Raw genomic sequence first — 17,023 nt, 5'->3', positions numbered from 1 at the left:
GGTTGGGGTTCGTTCGATCGCGGAGCGGCCTCGTGGAGCGGCATCCGGCCCATCTATACGCTGAAAGAGGCTGGCAATTCCACCCCGCCTGCCCCATCTGCCTTTCATGTGGATCGCGATCATTGCCATTTTCGGGGCCGGCATCGGCAATTTCGCGATGCACCGCGCCTTCATGGAAAGCGACGACCCGCTGATCCAGCAGATGGTCCGCCCGCTCGCCGACAAGGTCGGGCCGAACATCACCTATGTCTTCGAATTCCTGTTGCTCGTCGGCGCGATGGCGATCGCTTCGCGCAACTGGTTCACCGGGCTCTTGCTCTATGGCCTCTACACCATCTTCAACGCGATGGCATTCAGCTGGATCATGCACCGGCCGCGCTGACGCCGCCGGGGGGGGGATGACTTGGGACGGACGAGAGCTCGCATTCGCGGCCGATCGGGAGCGATGACCGGTTTCGACCGATTGCGGACTCCGAGTTTCGCGCTACTAGGTCAGTGATGAAGTTCGCCATGTGCTTTCTCGCCCTCGCCCTGTCGGGCTGCGCGGTTTCCTCGAGCCCATTTTTCGCATCCGGCGACCTACCAGCGGGCTATCCAGTATTTGTCACAATCGATAAAGGAGCGTGCTCTTTTCAGGTCCAAGACATGATCCTGAAAAGTAGCGGCCTTTCGGAGTGGATGACACAGCTCCCCGATAAGTCGTGGCAAATTGATCTGGTGATTAGCGGAGAGCGCCAAGCGTGCGTAAGACGCGCGGAAAAGATAGTTAGGTCCGCAGGGTTTACCAGGATATTCCTCCGCCGAAGCGGCGACGCGGAATATTCTAGCGGCCTTCCTCCAATCTAAGTGGCGACCGCTCCCCACCGCAAAGCCGCCACCGCCCTCAAATAGGCCTTTCCTACATTATCCCGCTGTGTCAGCCTTCACCCGGCTGTTCCATCTGACGGATAAGAGCGGTCCCGGTTCGGCTTGCGGGCGCGAAGGGCGCGATGCGTACGGCAACCCTGCATCTCCAGAACGAGGGACGCAATAGGCTGAACTTTCCTGAACTTTGAAAATCCAGGGCGCGATGACCAGAGCGGCAGGACGGATTTCCACACCAAAGCCAATGCCCGCCGAAAGATCAGGCCGCAGCACCCTTCGCCGATCCGGCAACCAGATTGATCACCAGCTTCGGCAGGCTGCGGTAATTCGCGCCATGATATTGCGAATCCGCCGGGAGCGCCTCCTTCAGGCGGCGGTGCGCCTCGGGCAGCGCGTGATAGGGCACGCCCGGCAGCAGGTGGTGCAGCGCGTGATAGCGCAGGCCCACCGGCGCCCAAAGCTCGGGCAGCAGCCCCGGCGGCGGGACGTTGACGCTGTCGAGGAACTGCGCGGTCACGGTCAGCTCCTCGCCGTCATTTTCCCAGAGATGCGCCACGAGCGTGCGGATCTGGTTGAGCACCAGCGTCGCGGCCGCGATCGCGCCGAAAATGACGAGTGCGCGCAGCGGCACCCAGCCGAACACGCCCGCCGCGACGAGCAGGGTCGACCACGCCCAGGCGCCGCCTTCCTGCCACGCCCATTGGCGGCGGAATTCGCCCTCGGGCGACTTGCGGCGGAACATCGGGTTGATGATCATCCCCGAATAGCGCTCGCGCACCAGCTTGCGCAGCGGCGGGATCAGGAAGGATAGCGGGGTCAGTACCGCGTAACGGAACAGCAGCGCCAGCGGCGCAAAGGCTGCCGCGACGACGAACAGCGGCACCGTCCACGGCTTCATCAGGGCGAGCGGCAGATACTCGGGATCCTCGACCGTGCCATATTTGGTGCGGTTGTGGTGCAGGCTATGGATCCCCTCGTACATGAAGGACGGGATCAGCAGCGGCACCCCGACGAGCAGGTTCCAGACGAAGCGAAAGCCGGGCAGCGCATTCTTCCGGATATGCGTCAGCTCATGGATGAAGCTGCCCGCGCGGTAGAGGGCGAGCACCGCGACGAAGCTCGCGACCAGCATCCAGCCCGTCGAGGGCGCGAGGATCGCCGCCGCGACGCCGGCATAGCCGACGACGGCCGAGGCGATGAAATCGGTCCAATAGACGCGCGCGCTGGGGGTCACGAGGTCGCGCGTCAACTCCGACGCCGCGCGGATCATCGCCATGTCGTCGGGGATTGCCGACTTGGGGGCCTTGACCGCCGGTTCGCTCGACAGGCGGTCGACAAGGGTGTTCATTGCTAACATGTCCGCGTCTTCATCATGATTTCGTGGCAGCAAAATGGCCGAATGCGGGTCGCCAGCGCCACCGCAATGCCCTAATGCGTCGCCACGCATATAGGATCGCATCCCCAGGAAACCAGTATGAGCGCCCACAACGAAGGCCCCATCACCCTCCACCCCGTCAAGACCAAAGCCGACCGGCGCGAGTTCGTCGAGCTTGCCTATCGCCTCAATCGCGGCGACCCGGCGTGGGTACCGCCGCTGAAGGGCGAGGTTTACGGCCTGCTGACGCCGGGCAAGAATCCGTGGTTCGAGCACGGCAAGGCGCAGCTCTTCGTCGCGCGGCGCGGCGAGCGCACCGTCGGGCGCATCTCGGCGCATATCGACGAACTCGCGCTCGCGCAGCCCGCCGAACAGGGCATGGGGCCCGGCACCGGCAACTGGGGCCTGCTCGAGGCCGAGGACGCCGAGGTGGCGCATGCGCTGATCGCCAACGCCGAGGACTGGCTGCGCGGCCAGGGCATGACGCGCGCTCTGGGGCCGCTGTCGATTTCGGTCTGGGACGAACCCGGGCTGCTGATCGAGGGGTTCGACACGCCGCCGGCGATCATGCTCGGCCACAACAGCGCGCTCTACCAGGGCTGGATCGAAGGCGAAGGGTACCGGCCGGTCAAGCAGCTCTTCAACTATGGCGTCGAGATCGTCGACGGTTTCCCGCCGCTGGTGAACCGCATCGTCGCCGCGGGCGAAAAGAACGAGCGCATCCGCATCCGCCGCGTCGACAAGAAGAAATTCGACGCCGAGGCGAAGCTGATCATGGGCATCCTCAACGACGCCTGGTCGGACAATTGGGGTTTCGTGCCGCTGACCGACAGCGAGATCGCCTATGTCGGCAAGAAGTTGAAGGACATCGTCTTCGAGGATTTGATCCGCGTCGCCGAAGTCGACGGCGAGCCGGTCGCCTTCATGATCGTGCTGCCGAACATCAACGAATTGCTGATCGAGATGGACGGATCGCTGCTGCCCTTCAACTGGGCGAGGCTGCTCTGGTGGCTGAGGAAACCCAAGAGCAAGCGGCTCCGCGTACCGCTGATGGGCGTGGTAAAGAAATTGCAGAACAGCCGCATGGCGAGCACCCTCGCCTTCATGATGATCGAATATATCCGCCGCGACGGCGTCGCCAACTATGGCGCGACCGAGGGCGATATCGGCTGGGTCCTCGACGACAATCAGGGGATGGTCGCGGTGGCCGACGCGATCAACGCGCGGCGCAACCGCGTGTACCAGCTTTACGACAAGATGCTCTGACGCTGGCACAGCTTTGCGACAAATAGCCGGCATGGTGCGTTTCCGGTTCGGAAGAGGCATGTCATGTCGACGCAGTATCTTGCCGCCAATCGTTTCGGCCTCGGACGCCGCTGGGATGATCCCGCGATCGGCGATCCGCGGGAGTGGCTGACGCGCCAGCTCGGCGCTTTCGATCCTGCCCCCGCCGCGATCGCGGCGCTCCCCGGCCGCGCGGCGATCGCCGCCGCCTATCTGGGCTATCGGGAGGATCGGCAGGCAATGCGGCGCGAAGCCGCCGACATGCCGATGAGCGAGGAGGAAAAGGGCATGGACCCCGAACTCCGTCGCCTGTCGCGGTCCGAAATCCGCCGGCACTATGTCGATGCGGCGGGCGCGCGGCTGGCGAATGCCGTCGCGACGCCGACCCCTTTCCCCGAACGGCTGACACATTTCTGGGCCAATCATTTCGCGGTGTCGGCCGACAAGATCACGATGATCGGCTTTGCGGGCAATCATGAGTTCGAGGCGATCCGCCCGAACATCATGGGCAAATTCGCCGACCTGCTGATCGCGGCGGTGCGCCACCCCGCAATGCTGCTCTATCTCGATCAGGCGCAGAGCTTCGGCCCCGACAGCCCCGTCGCGCAACGTGTCCGGCGCCGCCAGAAGCAGGCGAAACTCGGCCTCAACGAGAATCTGGCGCGCGAAATACTCGAGTTGCACACGCTGGGTGTCCGCACCGGCTATACGCAGGCCGACGTCACGGCCTTTGCCAAGGCGCTGACCGGGCTGACTGTCGCCGGCCTCGGCAAGGGCGCCGGGCAACGCCTGATGCCCGCCGACGCGCGGCCCGGTGACACGGTGTTCATCGCCCAACTCCACGAACCCGGCGCACAGTCGATCCTCGGCAAGCGGTACGATCAGCCCGGTGCACGGCAAGGCGAGGCGGTGCTCCGCGATCTTGCGGTCCACCCGGCGACCGCAGCGCATATCGCGACCAAGCTCGCGCGCCACTTCACCGGCGACACCCCGCCCCCCGCGCTCGTCGAGCGGCTGACGGCCGATTTCCGCCAGACCGGCGGCGACCTGCCCTCGCTTTACCGCGCGCTGATCGCTTCACCCGAGCCGTGGGCAGGCGCGCCGACGATGTTCAAGTCGCCTTGGGACTGGGCGGTGTCGACGATGCGCGCGCTGAAACTGCCCGCGATCGGCGAGAAACAGAATGTGCCCGCGATCTTCACCCAGCTCGGCCAGCCGCTATGGCGCCCGGGATCGCCCGCGGGCTATGACGACCTCGTCGCGACCTGGGCGGGGTCGGCGGCGCTGATGCAGCGCGTCGAAATCGCCAGCCGGATCGCCGGGCGTATCGGCGACCGCGTCGATGCGCGCAAGCTCGCGCCCCTGATCCTCGCGGACGCGATGACCCCCGATATCGAACAGGCGATCGCGCGCGCCGACAGCCCCGGACAGGCGCTCGCGATGCTGTTCGCCAGCCCCGTCTTCCTGCGGAGATAGACGATGATCCTCTCACGTCGTTCCATCATCCTGTCGGGCATCACCGTCGCCGCTGCGGGCGCGATGCCGCGTTTCGCCCATGCCGCCGCAGGCACGCCCAGACGCCTCGTCTTTGTGATCCAGCGCGGTGCGGCCGACGGACTGGCGGTCGTCGCGCCAACGGGCGACCCCGCCTTCGCCGCCGCGCGGCGCGCGCTCGCCGATGAAACTAGCGGCGGCGCGAAGCTCGACGGCCTCTTCACGCTGCACCCTGCGCTCGTGACCGGCGCTTCGCTCTTCGCCGCGAAGCAGGCGCATTTCGCGCACGCCGTCGCCACCGCCTATCGCGACCGCTCGCACTTCGACGGGCAGAATGTTCTAGAAGGAGGCGGGTCGCGCCCATATGAGCGCGACGACGGCTGGGTCGGGCGCCTGCTCACCCTGCTCCCCGCCGCAGAGCGCGATGCGATCGCAATCGCGCCTGCCGTGCCGCTCGCGCTGCGCGGCACGGTGCCGGTCGGCACCTATGCGCCGAGCCGCCTGCCGCAGGCCGACGCCGACCTGATCGCGCGGCTGACCGCAATGTATGAGGGCGACGCGCTGCTACGCCCGTTGTGGGACAGCGCGGTCAAGACGCAGGAACTGGCGAGCGACATCGGCGGCAACAACGGCCGCAACGGCGCCGAACTCGGCAAACTCGCCGCCTCGCTGATGCTTCCCGCCGACGGCGCGCGCGTGATGATGGTCGAAACCGGCGGCTGGGACACGCACAGCGCGCAGCGCGGGCGCCTCGCCGCACAGCTTCGCGGGCTCGATCAGCTCGTTGGTGCGCTTCAGACCGGACTCGGCCCGGCATGGGCCGACACGCTGGTCATCGTCGCGACCGAATTCGGCCGCACGGTCGAGGTCAACGGCACCGGCGGCACCGATCACGGCACCGCGTCGACCGCGATGTTCTTCGGCGGCGGACTGGCTGAGGGCGGCAGGGTATCCGCGGACTGGCCGGGGCTGGCCGTACCGGCCCGCTACGAAGGCCGCGACCTCAAGCCGACACGCAGCCTCGAACGCGTCGTCGCGGGCGCGATCGCGCATCATTATGATCTCGATCCGGCGCGGGTCGCAAGAACGCTCTACCCTGACGCTTGACGCGCTCTGCGTCGTGTCTAGGCTGGCCCCGAACGAGTGGGTGGGGACGGGTCATGTGCCGCGCGATGATGTATCTTGGCGAGCCGGTGCAGCTCGACGACCTGCTCTTCAAGCCTGACTCCAGCCTCGTCAACCAGGCCTATATGCCCAAAATGCTGCACATGCTGAACCTGGCGGGGTTCGGGATGATGGCATGGGATGCGTCGAGCTTCCTGCCGCAGGAACCGCACCGCTATCGCTCGCCGTCGCTGCCGGTGTTCGACGGCAATCTCAAGTCGCTGGCGGTGAAGACGCGCGCCGAATGCGTGATCGCGCATGTCCGCGGCGTCGCTTACTCAACGACGGTCAAGGTCAGCGAGCAGAACACCCATCCCTTTCACTTTCCGGGCGCCGCGGTGGCGATGGCGCACAACGGCGACATCTACCGGATCGGCGAAATGAAGGGGACGCTGATGGCCGATATCGACCCCGAACTGCTCGCGCAGATTTCGGGATCGACCGACAGCGAATGGATCTATGCGCTGCTGCTGTCGCAGCTCCCGGACTGGCGCGTCGAGCCGAGCCGCGACGAACTGGTCGCCGCCGTGCAGAAGACGGTCGACCTGATCGAGGCGGCGCGGCGGCGCCATGGCATCGCGATCTCGTCGAGCTGCAACCTGTTCATCACCACGGGGCGGCAGATATTGGGCCTCCGCCACTGCTTCGACTTCGGTCATTATCGCACCGGATCGCCCGATCAGGTGCATGAGGCGAACATGAATTTCCTGTCGATGTGGTTCACGACCGGGCGCGACTATGGCCTCCACGACGGCGAATGGCAGATGGTCGGTGGCGAGGAGGAACCGCGCGCGGTGATCGTCGCGTCGGAGCCGCTGTCGTCGAACAGCGCGACGTGGATGCCGGTTCCCGAATATGCGATGGTTCATGCAGAGATGGACGGGAATCTTCCGAAATTCAGGGTGATACCACTCGCGCGTTAGGCCGCGACGGCGTGGCCGCGGCGCATCGCAAGGATGCGCGCCTCGACCTGGTCGAGCGCATCGAGCGCGGTGACGAGATCGGCGTTGACCGACGCGCCTAGCTCGCGGCTGAGCGCATCGCCCGTGTCCAGCATCTCGGTGAAGGTCGCGCGGTCAAAGGCGAGCAGGGTCGCCTGTTCGCTGGTGCGCAGCAGCCGGTCGTGCGCGCCATCGAGCAGCAGCGCGGCGATGCCGACGAGCTGGCCGGGCCCGGTGACGGTGAGTTGATAGATACCCGTCCCGTGCGGCAGCGCACTGCGCACCGCACCGCGAACAACGAGCCAGATCCGATCCGAAGCGCCGCCGACGAGCGCGAGGTCGGTGTCGGCGGCAACGTCGATCCGCTCGCCCGCGTCCCAGAAGGCGAGCCGCTGCGCGTGGGTCATCGCCGCGCAGCAGGGCAGCTTCGCAAGGAAAGGCTCGGGGGTGAAGGCCTCCTCGACAACCGGCGCGAGCATACGTTGCGGGCGCGCGGTAAAGGCATCGGGGCCATCGGCAAGCAGCCCCGCGATGTCGGCCGCCTTGGCGACGACGCGGCTGGCGACGAGTCGCCCGAGTTCCGCCTGCAATTGCAACGAGGCGGGGCGAAGCTGCGACAGCGCGGCGCGAAACTGGTCGGCGGGAAGATACCAGGTCGCGACCGGCCCGCGCGCAATCCCCATCGCCGAGCGTCTGAGGTCGCGTCCGATCAGCGCCATGTCCCCTATCACCTCGCCCGGCCCCACCTTGGCGAGCAGGGCAAGGCCGCCGCCGGGCAGCCGCTTGCCGATATCGACCTGCCCCGCGTCGATCAGGAACAGCCCTTCGGCGCGTTCGTTCTGGATCAGGATCGCCTCGCCATCGGCGAAATGGCGCGGAACGAAGGCGTCCGCGAGTTCGATGCGCTCAGCCTCGGCCAGTCCCGCGAAGAGCGGCGCGTCCGCCAGCTTCGCGGCGGACAGCAGGCTCATGCAAAGACCGCCCAGGTCGGCGCGTGGTCGCTCGCCTTTTCGCGGCCGCGATGGTCCTTGTCGACCCCGGCATCGACGAGCCGGTCGGCCATCGCGGGGCTGAGCAGCAGATGGTCGATGCGGAAGCCATGGTCGCGTTGCCACGCGCCGGCCTGATAATCCCAGAAGGTCCAGACCCCGCCCGCCGGATGCCGGCTGCGCACCGCGTCGGTCCAGCCGTCGCCGAGAATGCGGAAAAAAGCGTCGCGCGATTCGGGCTGCATCAGCGCATCGGCGGCCATCGGCCCGCGCGGATCCCAGACGTCGTCGTCGTGCGGGATGACATTATAGTCGCCGGCCAGGATCACCGGAATTTCGGCGGCAAGCAACGCCTTCGCCCGCTCGCGCAGCCGCGCCATCCAGCGCAGCTTGTAATCGAATTTCGGCCCCGGCTGCGGATTGCCGTTGGGCAGATAGATGCAGCCGACGCGGACGCCCCGGACATCGGCCTCGAGGTAGCGCGACTGCTCGTCCTCGGCTTCGCCTTCGAGCCCGCGCTGGATTTCGACCGGCTGTTCGTCCTTGGCGAGGATCGCGACCCCGTTGAAGCCCTTTTGCCCATGATAGAGGAAGCCATAGCCCGCCGCCTCGATCTCCTTGGTCGGCATCGTCTCGTCGCTCGACTTCAGTTCCTGCAGGCAGGCGACGTCGGGCTGCGTTTCCTCGAGCCATTCGACGAGGCGCGGCAGGCGCGCCTTGATTCCGTTGATGTTGAAGGTCGCGACTTTCATGCCCCCGCTATGGCAGGAAGCATGCCGCTAAGGAAGGCGTCAGATCGAGAAGCTCGACCCGCAGCCGCAACCCGAGGCGGCGTTGGGATTTTCGACCTTGAACGAGGATCCGCCGAGCGAGTCGACGAAGTCGACGACACAGCCGCGCACCAGGTCGATGCTGACCGGATCGACGACCAGCTTCACCCCGTCGGTCTCGGTCACGATATCGTCGGCGTCGATGCTTTCGGCGAGACCGAAGCGATAGGTGAAGCCCGAACAGCCCCCGCCGTCGACCGCAAGTCGGAGCGCCGCCTCGCCCTCGCCCTTGCGGTCGGCGATCCAGCGTACGCGCGCCGCAGCGGCGGACGAGAGGGCGATGTCGGAAACCTGCGTGTCCATTTGGGCAAGATAGGGGCCGCAACCCCAAATGAAAAGGGCGCCCCGGCTATAGCCGTAGAGCGCCCCTCCTCTCCGACCCAGGAAAGCTAGTTATTCGGGACCGCCCATTGCGAGCTTCTTGTTCCCCGTGATGGCGGCGATCGCCATGGTTTCCGACTGGCAGAAGGGCATCGGATTAACCGGTTCGCCCTCGATGCGGACTTCATAGTGAAGATGGTTCCCGGTCGAACGGCCGGTCGAGCCGACGTAACCGAGGATGTCGCCCTTCTTCACCTGCTGGCCGGGAGCGACGATGTAGGATGACATATGGCCGTAGCGCGTCTGGATCGCGTTGCCGTGCTCGACCTCGACATAATTGCCATAGCCGCCAAGGCGTTGGGCGCGGCCGACGATGCCGTCGGCGGTCGCATAAATGGGGGTGCCATAAGGCGCGGGAATGTCGATGCCATTGTGGCGCGCGAGCTTGCCGGTGACCGGGTGGACGCGCATCCCGTAAGATGACGACAGCGACATCTTTTCGATCGGACGACGCGAAGGTACTGCGATGCCGATGTTCGCGGTCAGGCCAGTGTCGAGGCGCTTCCACGCCTGGAATATCGCGCGCGCTTCGGTGTTCTCACCGGCCGTCGGAACGCCGGCGGTGAAGCCGTCGTCATCGGGCTCGTCGGGAACGGTGATGCTCGCGTCGTTGCCCGCATTCGCCGCGTGGGCGGCCGGAGCGGTGAGCCCCGTCACTGCCGCGGCAGCGAGAATCAGGCCAGAATGAAACTTTTGCGCCAGTAGAGCGTATCGCACGTATCGACCCCGCAGTCCTTGTCGCCAGTGTCCCGTTTCGGGATCGCCGGTGCCGGATTTTTGCTTCGGATTGGGATAATTCCCTGCCCGCGAGTGTTGATGACGGCCCAAACCTTACCAAGCAATAACTGCGTAGTAGTCTTGCGTTAAACCGGCTTCATGGCGCGCCGAGTCGTTGAACGGAGGCTTCAAGACTCCACGAAATCGCGATTTTACGAGGCTTTGCCACGTTTCGACGGCGTTGAATCCCATTTCGTCGCACTTTTGGTTAAACCAGACTGTGCCGGCGGTCACATGACGGATTTCATCCTTGTAAATACGCGATAAAATCTTTGCCGAGACCGCGTCGCCGGCGGCCCCGAAGCGATCGACGGTTGCCGGGGTGACGTCGAGCCCGCGCGCTTCGAGGACCATCGGAACGATCGCGAGACGTGCCAGCACGTCGTCGTTCGTCGCCTGCGCCGCCTCCCAAAGCCCGGCGTGCGCGGGCAGTTCGCCGTAGAAACTGCCGAGCTGGCGCAATCTCCGGTCGAGCAACGCAAAGTGCATCGCCTCATCGGCGGCGACCCCGATCCAGTCGTCGACGAAGCCGCGCGGGAACGCACCGCCGAACCGCCCGACGAGATCGACCGCCAAATCGATCGCGACGAATTCGATATGCGCGAGCGCGTGGAGCATCGCGATCCGGCCGCGTGTCGACCCGCCTTTGCGGCGGCGCGGCATCTGGCCGGGCGCGAGCAATTCGGGCTTGGCGGGCCAAGCAGGCCGGTCGGGCATCGCAACGTCGCAACGATGCCCAAGCTCGCCGCGCCGCCATGCCCGTGCCAGCGCCCGCGCCGCGCGGCGCTTGTCGTGCGGGTCCGGCGTCAGCAGGACCGCGCGCGCAGCTTCGCCGAGGGTTTGCATCAAAGAGCCTTCGCGGCCTCCAGCACGGCCTCGGCGTGGCCCTTCACGCGGACCTTGCGCCATTCCTTCGCGAGCTTGCCGTCGGCGCCGAACAGGAAGGTCGACCGTTCGATCCCCATATAGGTGCGCCCGTAATTCTGCTTCTCGACCCAGGTGCCGAACGCCTCGCATACCGCGCCATCCTCGTCCGACGCGAGGCGCACCGTCAGGCCATATTTGTCGCGAAACTTGCAGAGCCTTTCCGGCGCATCGCGCGACACCGCGAGCACCTGTGCGTTCAGATGCGCGAATTCCGGCGCAAGGCGGGTGAAGTCCTGCGCCTCGACCGTACAGCCCGGCGTATCGGCCTTCGGATAAAAATAGACGACAAGCGGCGCGCCCTTCAGGCTCGCAAGATCGATCCTCGCACCGTCGGCGTCGAGCAGCGTGACCGAGGGAATGGCGTCTCCGATGGCGAGTGTCATGGCTTCGTCTCCTGCTGCGGCGGACGAATCGAGGCCCACCAGTCCGCGATCTCCTGCCGCGCCGCATCGTGCGCGGCAAGCAGTTGCGGCCAGCCGGGCTCGCCGCATGCGCTTGCGACGAGTTGACGCGCGGCGGCGGTCGCGGGTTCCCCCTCAGGTGCGGTCAGCCGCAGCATCACGAGCATCCGCGCGAGCAGGCCGTGCGCATCGCAGATCCCGGGCGGGGCGAGACCGTCGACCCTCAGACAGGCGAGCGCGGATCCGATGTTGGGATCGTGACACCGCCCCGTAGCCAGTTGCGTCACCTGCATCGCGAATTCTAGGTCGACAAGCCCGCCGGGCCCGCCCTTGATATCGAGCGGGCCTTTTGGCGGTTTGTGTGCGGCAATCTTGTCGCGCATCTCGGCGGCGTCCTGCGCGACCGTCGCGCGGTCGCGCGGCGCGGCGAGCAGTTCGTCGATGGTGCGCTGTACCGCCGCCTTTGCGCGGTCCGAGCCATAGACCGGCCGCGCGCGAAGCAGCGCCATATGCTCCCACGTCCACGCTTCCTCGCGCTGATAGCGTTCGAAGCTGTCGAGCGTGACGACGAGCGGCCCCTGCGCGCCCTGCGGCCTGAGCCGCGTGTCGACATCGTAGAGCTTGCCCGCAGCGGTCGGCACCGACATTGCACCGGTCACGCGCTGCGCAAGCCGGTTGTAATAGGTCGTCGCGCCGAGCGGGCGCGGCCCGTCGGATTCGGCGAGATGATCGCCGGTAAAGAGATAGATGAGGTCGAGGTCCGACGCGTGCGTCAGCGCCCTGCCCCCGAGTCGTCCGAGCGCAAGCACGACGAGCTCGCTGTCGGGGACGCGGCCGTGCGCGGCGACGAATTCGGTGACCGTGGCATCGGCAAGCACCTGCAGAGCCGCCTCGGCGAGTTCGGAATAGCCGCACGCAATGGCAAGCGGATCGGTCGAGCCCGCAATGATCTGCACACCGTAGGCGAAGCGCCGCTCACCGACCCGGTCGCGGACGCGGTCGAGCAGGCGTTCGTAATCGAGCCCCGCGAGCCCGGGCGCCCATTCGGCGAGCAGTTCGGCCTTGGTCGCGGGCGCCTCGAACGCACGTTTGTCGATCAGACCTTCGATCAGTTCGACCCGCGCGCCGAGCGCGTCCGCGAGCGCCGGAGCGAGCCACAGGATGCGCGTCGCAATCTTCGCCAGCGCGGGCTGCGCGGCGAGCAGGTGGAAAAAGCCGATCGCACTCGGCAGGCCGCCGACGAGCTTGTCGAAGCGGAGCAGCGCGGCGTTGGGATCGGGAGCGGCGCCGAGGGCCTTCACCAGTTCGGGAAGCGCGGTTTCGAGCGCCTCGAGCGCCGCCGCGCTGCGCAGCGCGCGCAGCTTGCCTCCGCGCCATTCGGAAATCGTGCGGAGCGCGGCGTCGGGCGGGTCGAAGCCTGCCGCCATCAGCGCGCCCGCCAGTTCGCCCTCATCGCGCGGCAAGCCGCTCGTCGCCGCACGTTCGGCGACGAGCCGGTCGTAGCAGGCGCCGACGTCGGTCACGATGGGCTGGAGGGTGGCGAGCAGCGCCGCGCCGTCGGCCTCGCCGTCGAGCCGCGCGACCCCGTCGAGCGCGGCGGGCTGTACCGGCAGGCACTGCGTCTGCTGGTCTTCGACCATCTGCAGCCGGTGCTCGATCCGGCGGAGCAGCGCATAATGACCGGTCAGCCGTTCGGCGACGTCGGCGTCGACGCGCCCTGCTTTCGCCAGGGCGGCGAGCGCGTCGACCGTCGCGGGGACGCGCAGCGAAGGATCCCGGCCGCCGTAGATGAGCTGGTGGACCTGCGCGAAAAACTCGATCTCGCGAATGCCGCCACGCCCGCGCTTCAGATCATAGCCGGGGCCGAAGGCCTGGCCTTGCGAGAAATGGTCGCGGATGCGGTCGCTCATCGCGCCGATTTCCTTGAGTTGCCGGAAATCGAGGCTGCGGCGCCAGATGAAGGGCTGGATCGCGGCGAGGAAGCGGTTGCCGAGCGCACGGTCGCCCGCCGAGGCGCGCGAGCGGATGAACGCGGCCTGCTCCCACGCCAGCGCCTCGGATTCATAATAGGAAATCGCCGCGCTCTCGGGCAGCACGATCGGCGTCACTTCAGGATGCGGGCGGAGCCGCAGGTCGACACGCAGCACATGGCCGTCGGCGGTGCGCGCCGACAATATTTCGACCATCCGCCGCGCGATCCGCACCGCCGCTTCGCCCGGATCGTCGCGCGCGCGCCGCGGCATGGTCTCGGGGTCGAAGATCAGGATCGGGTCGATGTCCGACGAATAGTTGAGCTCGTGGCTGCCGAGCTTGCCGAGCGCGATCACCGCGATCCCGCGCGGCTCCTCGCCTGGCACGCGCTCGGCGAAAGCGGCGGCGAGCGCGATGTCGCACGCTGTGTCGGCGAAGTCCGACAGGAGCCGCGTCGTGAGCCCGACATCATGCTCGCCCGACATGTCGCCGAGCGCGACGAGCAGCGCGATCCGCCCACGCCACTGGCGGAGCGTGCGCATGATGTCGTCGTCGACGGGCGGCGGTGCGACCTCCGCGAGCGCCGCGTCGGCCCCCTCGCCAAGGAAGCGCGTCACATCGTCGGGATTGAGCTCCGCAAGCCGGGCGAGGAACGGCGCATTCGCCGTCAGTCGATCGAGCGCCGACCGGCGCGCGGAAGCATCCGAAGCAATCATCAAGCGAGGGTATTGCCTGCGCCCGGCGACGTATCAACCCCAACCTCGTTGGTACGCGACTTCGCCGTTCACAAGGGCGAAGAATTCAGGCCGGAACGGTACTCTCGTCGAAAAACAGCACCTGCGAGATCGCGGCGCGCAAGGTCGCGGGCTGGTACGGCTTGGTGAGCAGGAAGGCCGGTTCGGGGCGGTCGCCGGTCAGCAACCGCTCGGGGAACGCGGTGATGAAAATGACCGGCAGCTTCACGTCCTGCAGGATCTCCTGCACCGCCTCGATCCCCGAGCTGTTGTCGGCGAGCTGGATGTCGGCGAGGACGAGGCCCGGCTGGTGCTTCTGCGCCTCGGCGACCGCCTCGGCATGGGTGGTCGCGACCGCGACAACGTCGTGGCCGAGATCACGGACGATCATTTCGATGTCCATTGCGATGATCGGCTCGTCCTCGATGATAAGGATACGCGCGCGTGTCTGGCGGTCGATCTCGTCGGTCGCTTGCGCGATCAGCTCGTCGACCGAGGCCGTATCGCGGCCGATGATGCGGCCGGTTTCTTCCGAGTTGAAGCCCTCGACCGCAGTGAGCAGCAGCGCCTGCCGTGCCAGCGACGGGATGCGGCGGAGCCGCGCGTCGGCAATCGCCACTTCGGCGGGGGCATTTTCATCCGCGGCCGACTGCCCGGCCATCAATCCGAAATTATCATGCACCATCCGGTACAGCTGGATTCGGAGATCGCCGGAAGGGTCGACCGCGCCGGGGTTTGCCACCAGCGTTTCGAGCAGTCCGGCGACCAAGGCATCGCCGCTCTGCTGGCTTCCCGAAATCGCCCGGCCGTAGCGCCGCAGATAGGGAAGATAGGGTGCGATCGCTTGACCCAATGACATATATAGCCTCCTGCTCCAGCCGAAAACCGCAGATTCCCTGCATGGGCGCCAAGAATCCTGCCGTCGGCCGGCATGTTTTCACTCTATGGGAACGATTTAGCCGTAAATTAGTTTCCCAGCAAAGCAACAAAGGCACATTGCGCTTTGGTTTATGCGCGGTTAGCACAGGCACCCATGTCGAGCGGATGGCAACAAGATGACGTCTAAAACCGGATCGCCGCCCGAAAAGCCGGCCGGAAAGGACGCCGAGAAGAAACTCCCCGGGAAGGTGCAGGACGTCAATATCGCCCTGCGCAGGGCCTATGAGTCGGCGGTCGACGAGACGATTCCGCAATCTTTGCTCGACCTGCTCAACAAGCTCGACTGATTATTTCCGATAGCGGTCGGAAAAATCCGACTGGAAGGCCGCAAACCTGCCCGCCGCGATCGCATCGCGCATCCGCTGCATCAACGCCTGATAGAAGTGAAGATTGTGCTGAGTCATCAGCATCGCGCCGAGCATCTCGCCCGCGCGCACGAGATGGTGGAGATAGGCGCGCGACCAGGTTGTGCAGACTGGGCAATCGCACGACCCGTCGAGCGGCCCCATATCCTCGGCATGTTTCGCGTTGCGGATGTTGACCGGGCCGTCCCAGGTGAAGGCCTGCCCATTGCGCCCCGAGCGCGTCGGCAGCACGCAATCGAACATGTCGACCCCGCGCGCGACGGCGCCGACCAGGTCGTCGGGCTTGCCCACGCCCATCAGATAGCGCGGTTTGTCGGCGGGAAGCTGGCCCGGCGCATAGTCGAGCACGCCGAACATCGCCTCCTGCCCCTCGCCCACCGCAAGGCCGCCGATCGCATAGCCGTCGAAGCCGATGTCGATCAGCGCCTCGGCGGAGCGCGCGCGCAATGTCTCGTCGAGCGACCCTTGCTGGATGCCGAAGAGCGCCGAGCGCGACGCATGTTCCTCGCCGGCGTCGAACCCCGCGCGGCTACGCGCCGCCCAGCGCATCGAGCGCTCCATGCTCGCGGCGGCGCGCTTCGCATCGACACCGTTCGGGGGGCATTCGTCAAACGCCATCACAATGTCGCTTCCAAGCAGTCGCTGGATTTCCATCGAGCGTTCGGGGGTCAGCATGTGCCGCGAGCCGTCGAGGTGGCTCTTGAACGACACGCCTTCCTCACTCTGCTTGGTCAGCGCCGACAGGCTCATCACCTGATAGCCGCCGCTGTCGGTCAGAATCGGGCGGTCCCAGCCCATGAAGTCATGCAAGCCTCCGAGCCGCGCCACGCGTTCTGCACCCGGACGCAGCATGAGATGATAGGTGTTGCCGAGGATGATGTCGGCGCCGGTTGCCCGAACCTCGACGGGGCGCATCGCCTTAACCGTCGCCGCGGTCCCGACGGGCATGAAGGCGGGGGTACGGATTTCGCCGCGCTGCATCCGGATGACACCCGTGCGCGCGGCGCCGTCGGTCGCGGCGACCTGAAAAGCGAATCTGTCGGTCATGGCGCGCGCCTATGACGGCGCGCGCCAAAAGTCGAGGGACGCGCTTAAGCGCGCTCCTCCTCGCTCGACGGCTTTTCCTCGGCGGCTTTCGCCTTTTCTTTCGGCTTCTCCTTTTCGAAGATCGCGGCGAGTTCCTTCTTCTTGGTTTGCGAAAGGCCCTTCTCGGCCTCGGGGAACATCTCTTCCTCCTCTTCGTCGATGTGGTGGAGGTAGCGCTCCTTCATCGTCCGGAAGCGCGTGAGCCAGCCGGTCGAGGCGAAATCCATTTCATAGAGCTCGATCAGGAAATCCTCGATCTCCTTATGCTCGGCAACGCTGTGCTGCGCTTCGTCGCGAAGGTCGGGTCTGGCGAGCATCGTCGCATAGAGCGACATCTCCTCCGATGCCGCGTGCGCGGTCACCTCGACGCGGAAGCTCTCGAACAAGGTGCGGCGGTCGTCGCTGTCGCCGTGCGTCTGGTCGATGCGGTCGAGAAGGTCGCGGTGCCGGTCGTGATCGGCTTTCAGCCGCGCGAAGATCTGGGTCTCTGCCATGTCGTCT

17 protein-coding genes are annotated in these 17,023 nt (G+C 66.3%); 6 read left to right on the top strand and 11 right to left on the bottom strand.

The window, feature by feature from the left end; all coding sequences use genetic code 11:
- Positions 1-106: 106 nt before the first annotated feature.
- Positions 107-382, top strand: a complete 276-nt coding sequence (locus QOL68_RS01165) for a hypothetical protein (protein ID WP_204992477.1) — start codon at positions 107-109, stop codon at positions 380-382.
- A gap of 741 nt (positions 383-1,123) precedes the next feature.
- Here the strand turns inward: QOL68_RS01165 and QOL68_RS01160 are convergent.
- Positions 1,124-2,212 (bottom strand): fatty acid desaturase family protein, encoded by a 1,089-nt coding sequence (locus tag QOL68_RS01160; RefSeq protein WP_282946171.1) that lies wholly within the window; start codon positions 2,210-2,212, stop codon positions 1,124-1,126.
- A 126-nt stretch (positions 2,213-2,338) separates the two neighbouring features.
- On the opposite strand from QOL68_RS01160, the gene QOL68_RS01155 reads away from it, so the two are divergent.
- The 4 genes from QOL68_RS01155 to QOL68_RS01140 all read left to right on the top strand — a co-directional run bounded on the left by QOL68_RS01155 (position 2,339) and on the right by QOL68_RS01140 (position 7,104).
- Entirely contained in the window at positions 2,339-3,505 is a 1,167-nt protein-coding gene (locus tag QOL68_RS01155) for an N-acetyltransferase (protein ID WP_282946169.1), read from the top strand.
- A gap of 63 nt (positions 3,506-3,568) precedes the next feature.
- The gene (locus tag QOL68_RS01150) at positions 3,569-4,999 is read left to right on the top strand and encodes a DUF1800 domain-containing protein (protein ID WP_282946168.1); all 1,431 of its coding nucleotides are present in this window, start codon (positions 3,569-3,571) and stop codon (positions 4,997-4,999) included.
- 3 nt (positions 5,000-5,002) lie between these two features.
- Entirely contained in the window at positions 5,003-6,124 is a 1,122-nt protein-coding gene (locus tag QOL68_RS01145; protein ID WP_282946166.1) for a DUF1501 domain-containing protein, read from the top strand.
- Positions 6,125-6,189: 65 nt separating this feature from the next.
- Positions 6,190-7,104: a class II glutamine amidotransferase gene (locus QOL68_RS01140; protein ID WP_282946164.1), complete on the top strand. Its 915-nt coding sequence runs from the start codon at positions 6,190-6,192 to the stop codon at positions 7,102-7,104.
- Here the strand turns inward: QOL68_RS01140 and QOL68_RS01135 are convergent.
- From QOL68_RS01135 to QOL68_RS01100, 8 genes are all read right to left on the bottom strand, one after another.
- The gene (locus tag QOL68_RS01135; protein WP_058455643.1) at positions 7,101-8,093 is read right to left on the bottom strand and encodes a cyclic nucleotide-binding domain-containing protein; all 993 of its coding nucleotides are present in this window, start codon (positions 8,091-8,093) and stop codon (positions 7,101-7,103) included. The genes QOL68_RS01140 and QOL68_RS01135 overlap by 4 nt on opposite strands.
- Positions 8,090-8,863 (bottom strand): exodeoxyribonuclease III, encoded by a 774-nt coding sequence (gene xth, locus QOL68_RS01130; RefSeq protein ID WP_282946161.1) that lies wholly within the window; start codon positions 8,861-8,863, stop codon positions 8,090-8,092. Before xth ends, QOL68_RS01135 begins: the two co-directional genes overlap by 4 nt.
- 39 nt (positions 8,864-8,902) lie before the next feature.
- Positions 8,903-9,244, bottom strand: a complete 342-nt coding sequence (gene erpA, locus QOL68_RS01125; RefSeq protein WP_282946159.1) for an iron-sulfur cluster insertion protein ErpA — start codon at positions 9,242-9,244, stop codon at positions 8,903-8,905.
- A 90-nt stretch (positions 9,245-9,334) separates the two neighbouring features.
- On the bottom strand, positions 9,335-9,979 hold the full coding sequence (locus QOL68_RS01120; protein ID WP_282946157.1) for a M23 family metallopeptidase: 645 nt from the start codon (positions 9,977-9,979) through the stop codon (positions 9,335-9,337).
- Between the two features lie 174 nt (positions 9,980-10,153).
- Positions 10,154-10,945 (bottom strand): ferritin-like domain-containing protein, encoded by a 792-nt coding sequence (locus QOL68_RS01115; protein ID WP_282946155.1) that lies wholly within the window; start codon positions 10,943-10,945, stop codon positions 10,154-10,156.
- A complete protein-coding gene (gene bcp, locus QOL68_RS01110; RefSeq protein ID WP_282946153.1) occupies positions 10,945-11,409 on the bottom strand; it encodes a thioredoxin-dependent thiol peroxidase in 465 nt (154 codons plus the stop codon). The genes QOL68_RS01115 and bcp overlap by 1 nt, the downstream gene beginning before the upstream one ends.
- Entirely contained in the window at positions 11,406-14,114 is a 2,709-nt protein-coding gene (locus QOL68_RS01105; protein WP_282946151.1) for a bifunctional [glutamine synthetase] adenylyltransferase/[glutamine synthetase]-adenylyl-L-tyrosine phosphorylase, read from the bottom strand. The genes bcp and QOL68_RS01105 overlap by 4 nt, the downstream gene beginning before the upstream one ends.
- 85 nt (positions 14,115-14,199) lie before the next feature.
- Positions 14,200-14,991 carry a response regulator gene (locus tag QOL68_RS01100; RefSeq protein ID WP_204992467.1) on the bottom strand — a complete coding sequence of 264 codons (792 nt, stop codon included), beginning with the start codon at positions 14,989-14,991 and terminating at the stop codon, positions 14,200-14,202.
- Between the two features lie 196 nt (positions 14,992-15,187).
- On the opposite strand from QOL68_RS01100, the gene QOL68_RS01095 reads away from it, so the two are divergent.
- Positions 15,188-15,358, top strand: coding sequence for a NepR family anti-sigma factor (locus tag QOL68_RS01095; RefSeq protein WP_156416445.1), 171 nt, complete (start codon positions 15,188-15,190; stop codon positions 15,356-15,358).
- Here the strand turns inward: QOL68_RS01095 and tgt are convergent, their stop codons facing one another.
- Both tgt and QOL68_RS01085 read right to left on the bottom strand, forming a co-directional pair.
- Positions 15,359-16,483, bottom strand: a complete 1,125-nt coding sequence (gene tgt / locus QOL68_RS01090) for a tRNA guanosine(34) transglycosylase Tgt (protein ID WP_282946149.1) — start codon at positions 16,481-16,483, stop codon at positions 15,359-15,361.
- 44 nt (positions 16,484-16,527) lie between these two features.
- A complete protein-coding gene (locus QOL68_RS01085) occupies positions 16,528-17,016 on the bottom strand; it encodes a hemerythrin domain-containing protein (protein ID WP_282946148.1) in 489 nt (162 codons plus the stop codon).
- Between the last annotated feature and the right edge of the window lie 7 nt (positions 17,017-17,023).

The organism is Sphingopyxis sp. Geo25, assembly GCF_949769135.1.
Lineage (GTDB): Bacteria > Pseudomonadota > Alphaproteobacteria > Sphingomonadales > Sphingomonadaceae > Sphingopyxis.
The sequence above is the reverse complement of the archived record's forward strand: the minus strand, read 5'-3'. Positions and strand labels throughout refer to the sequence as shown.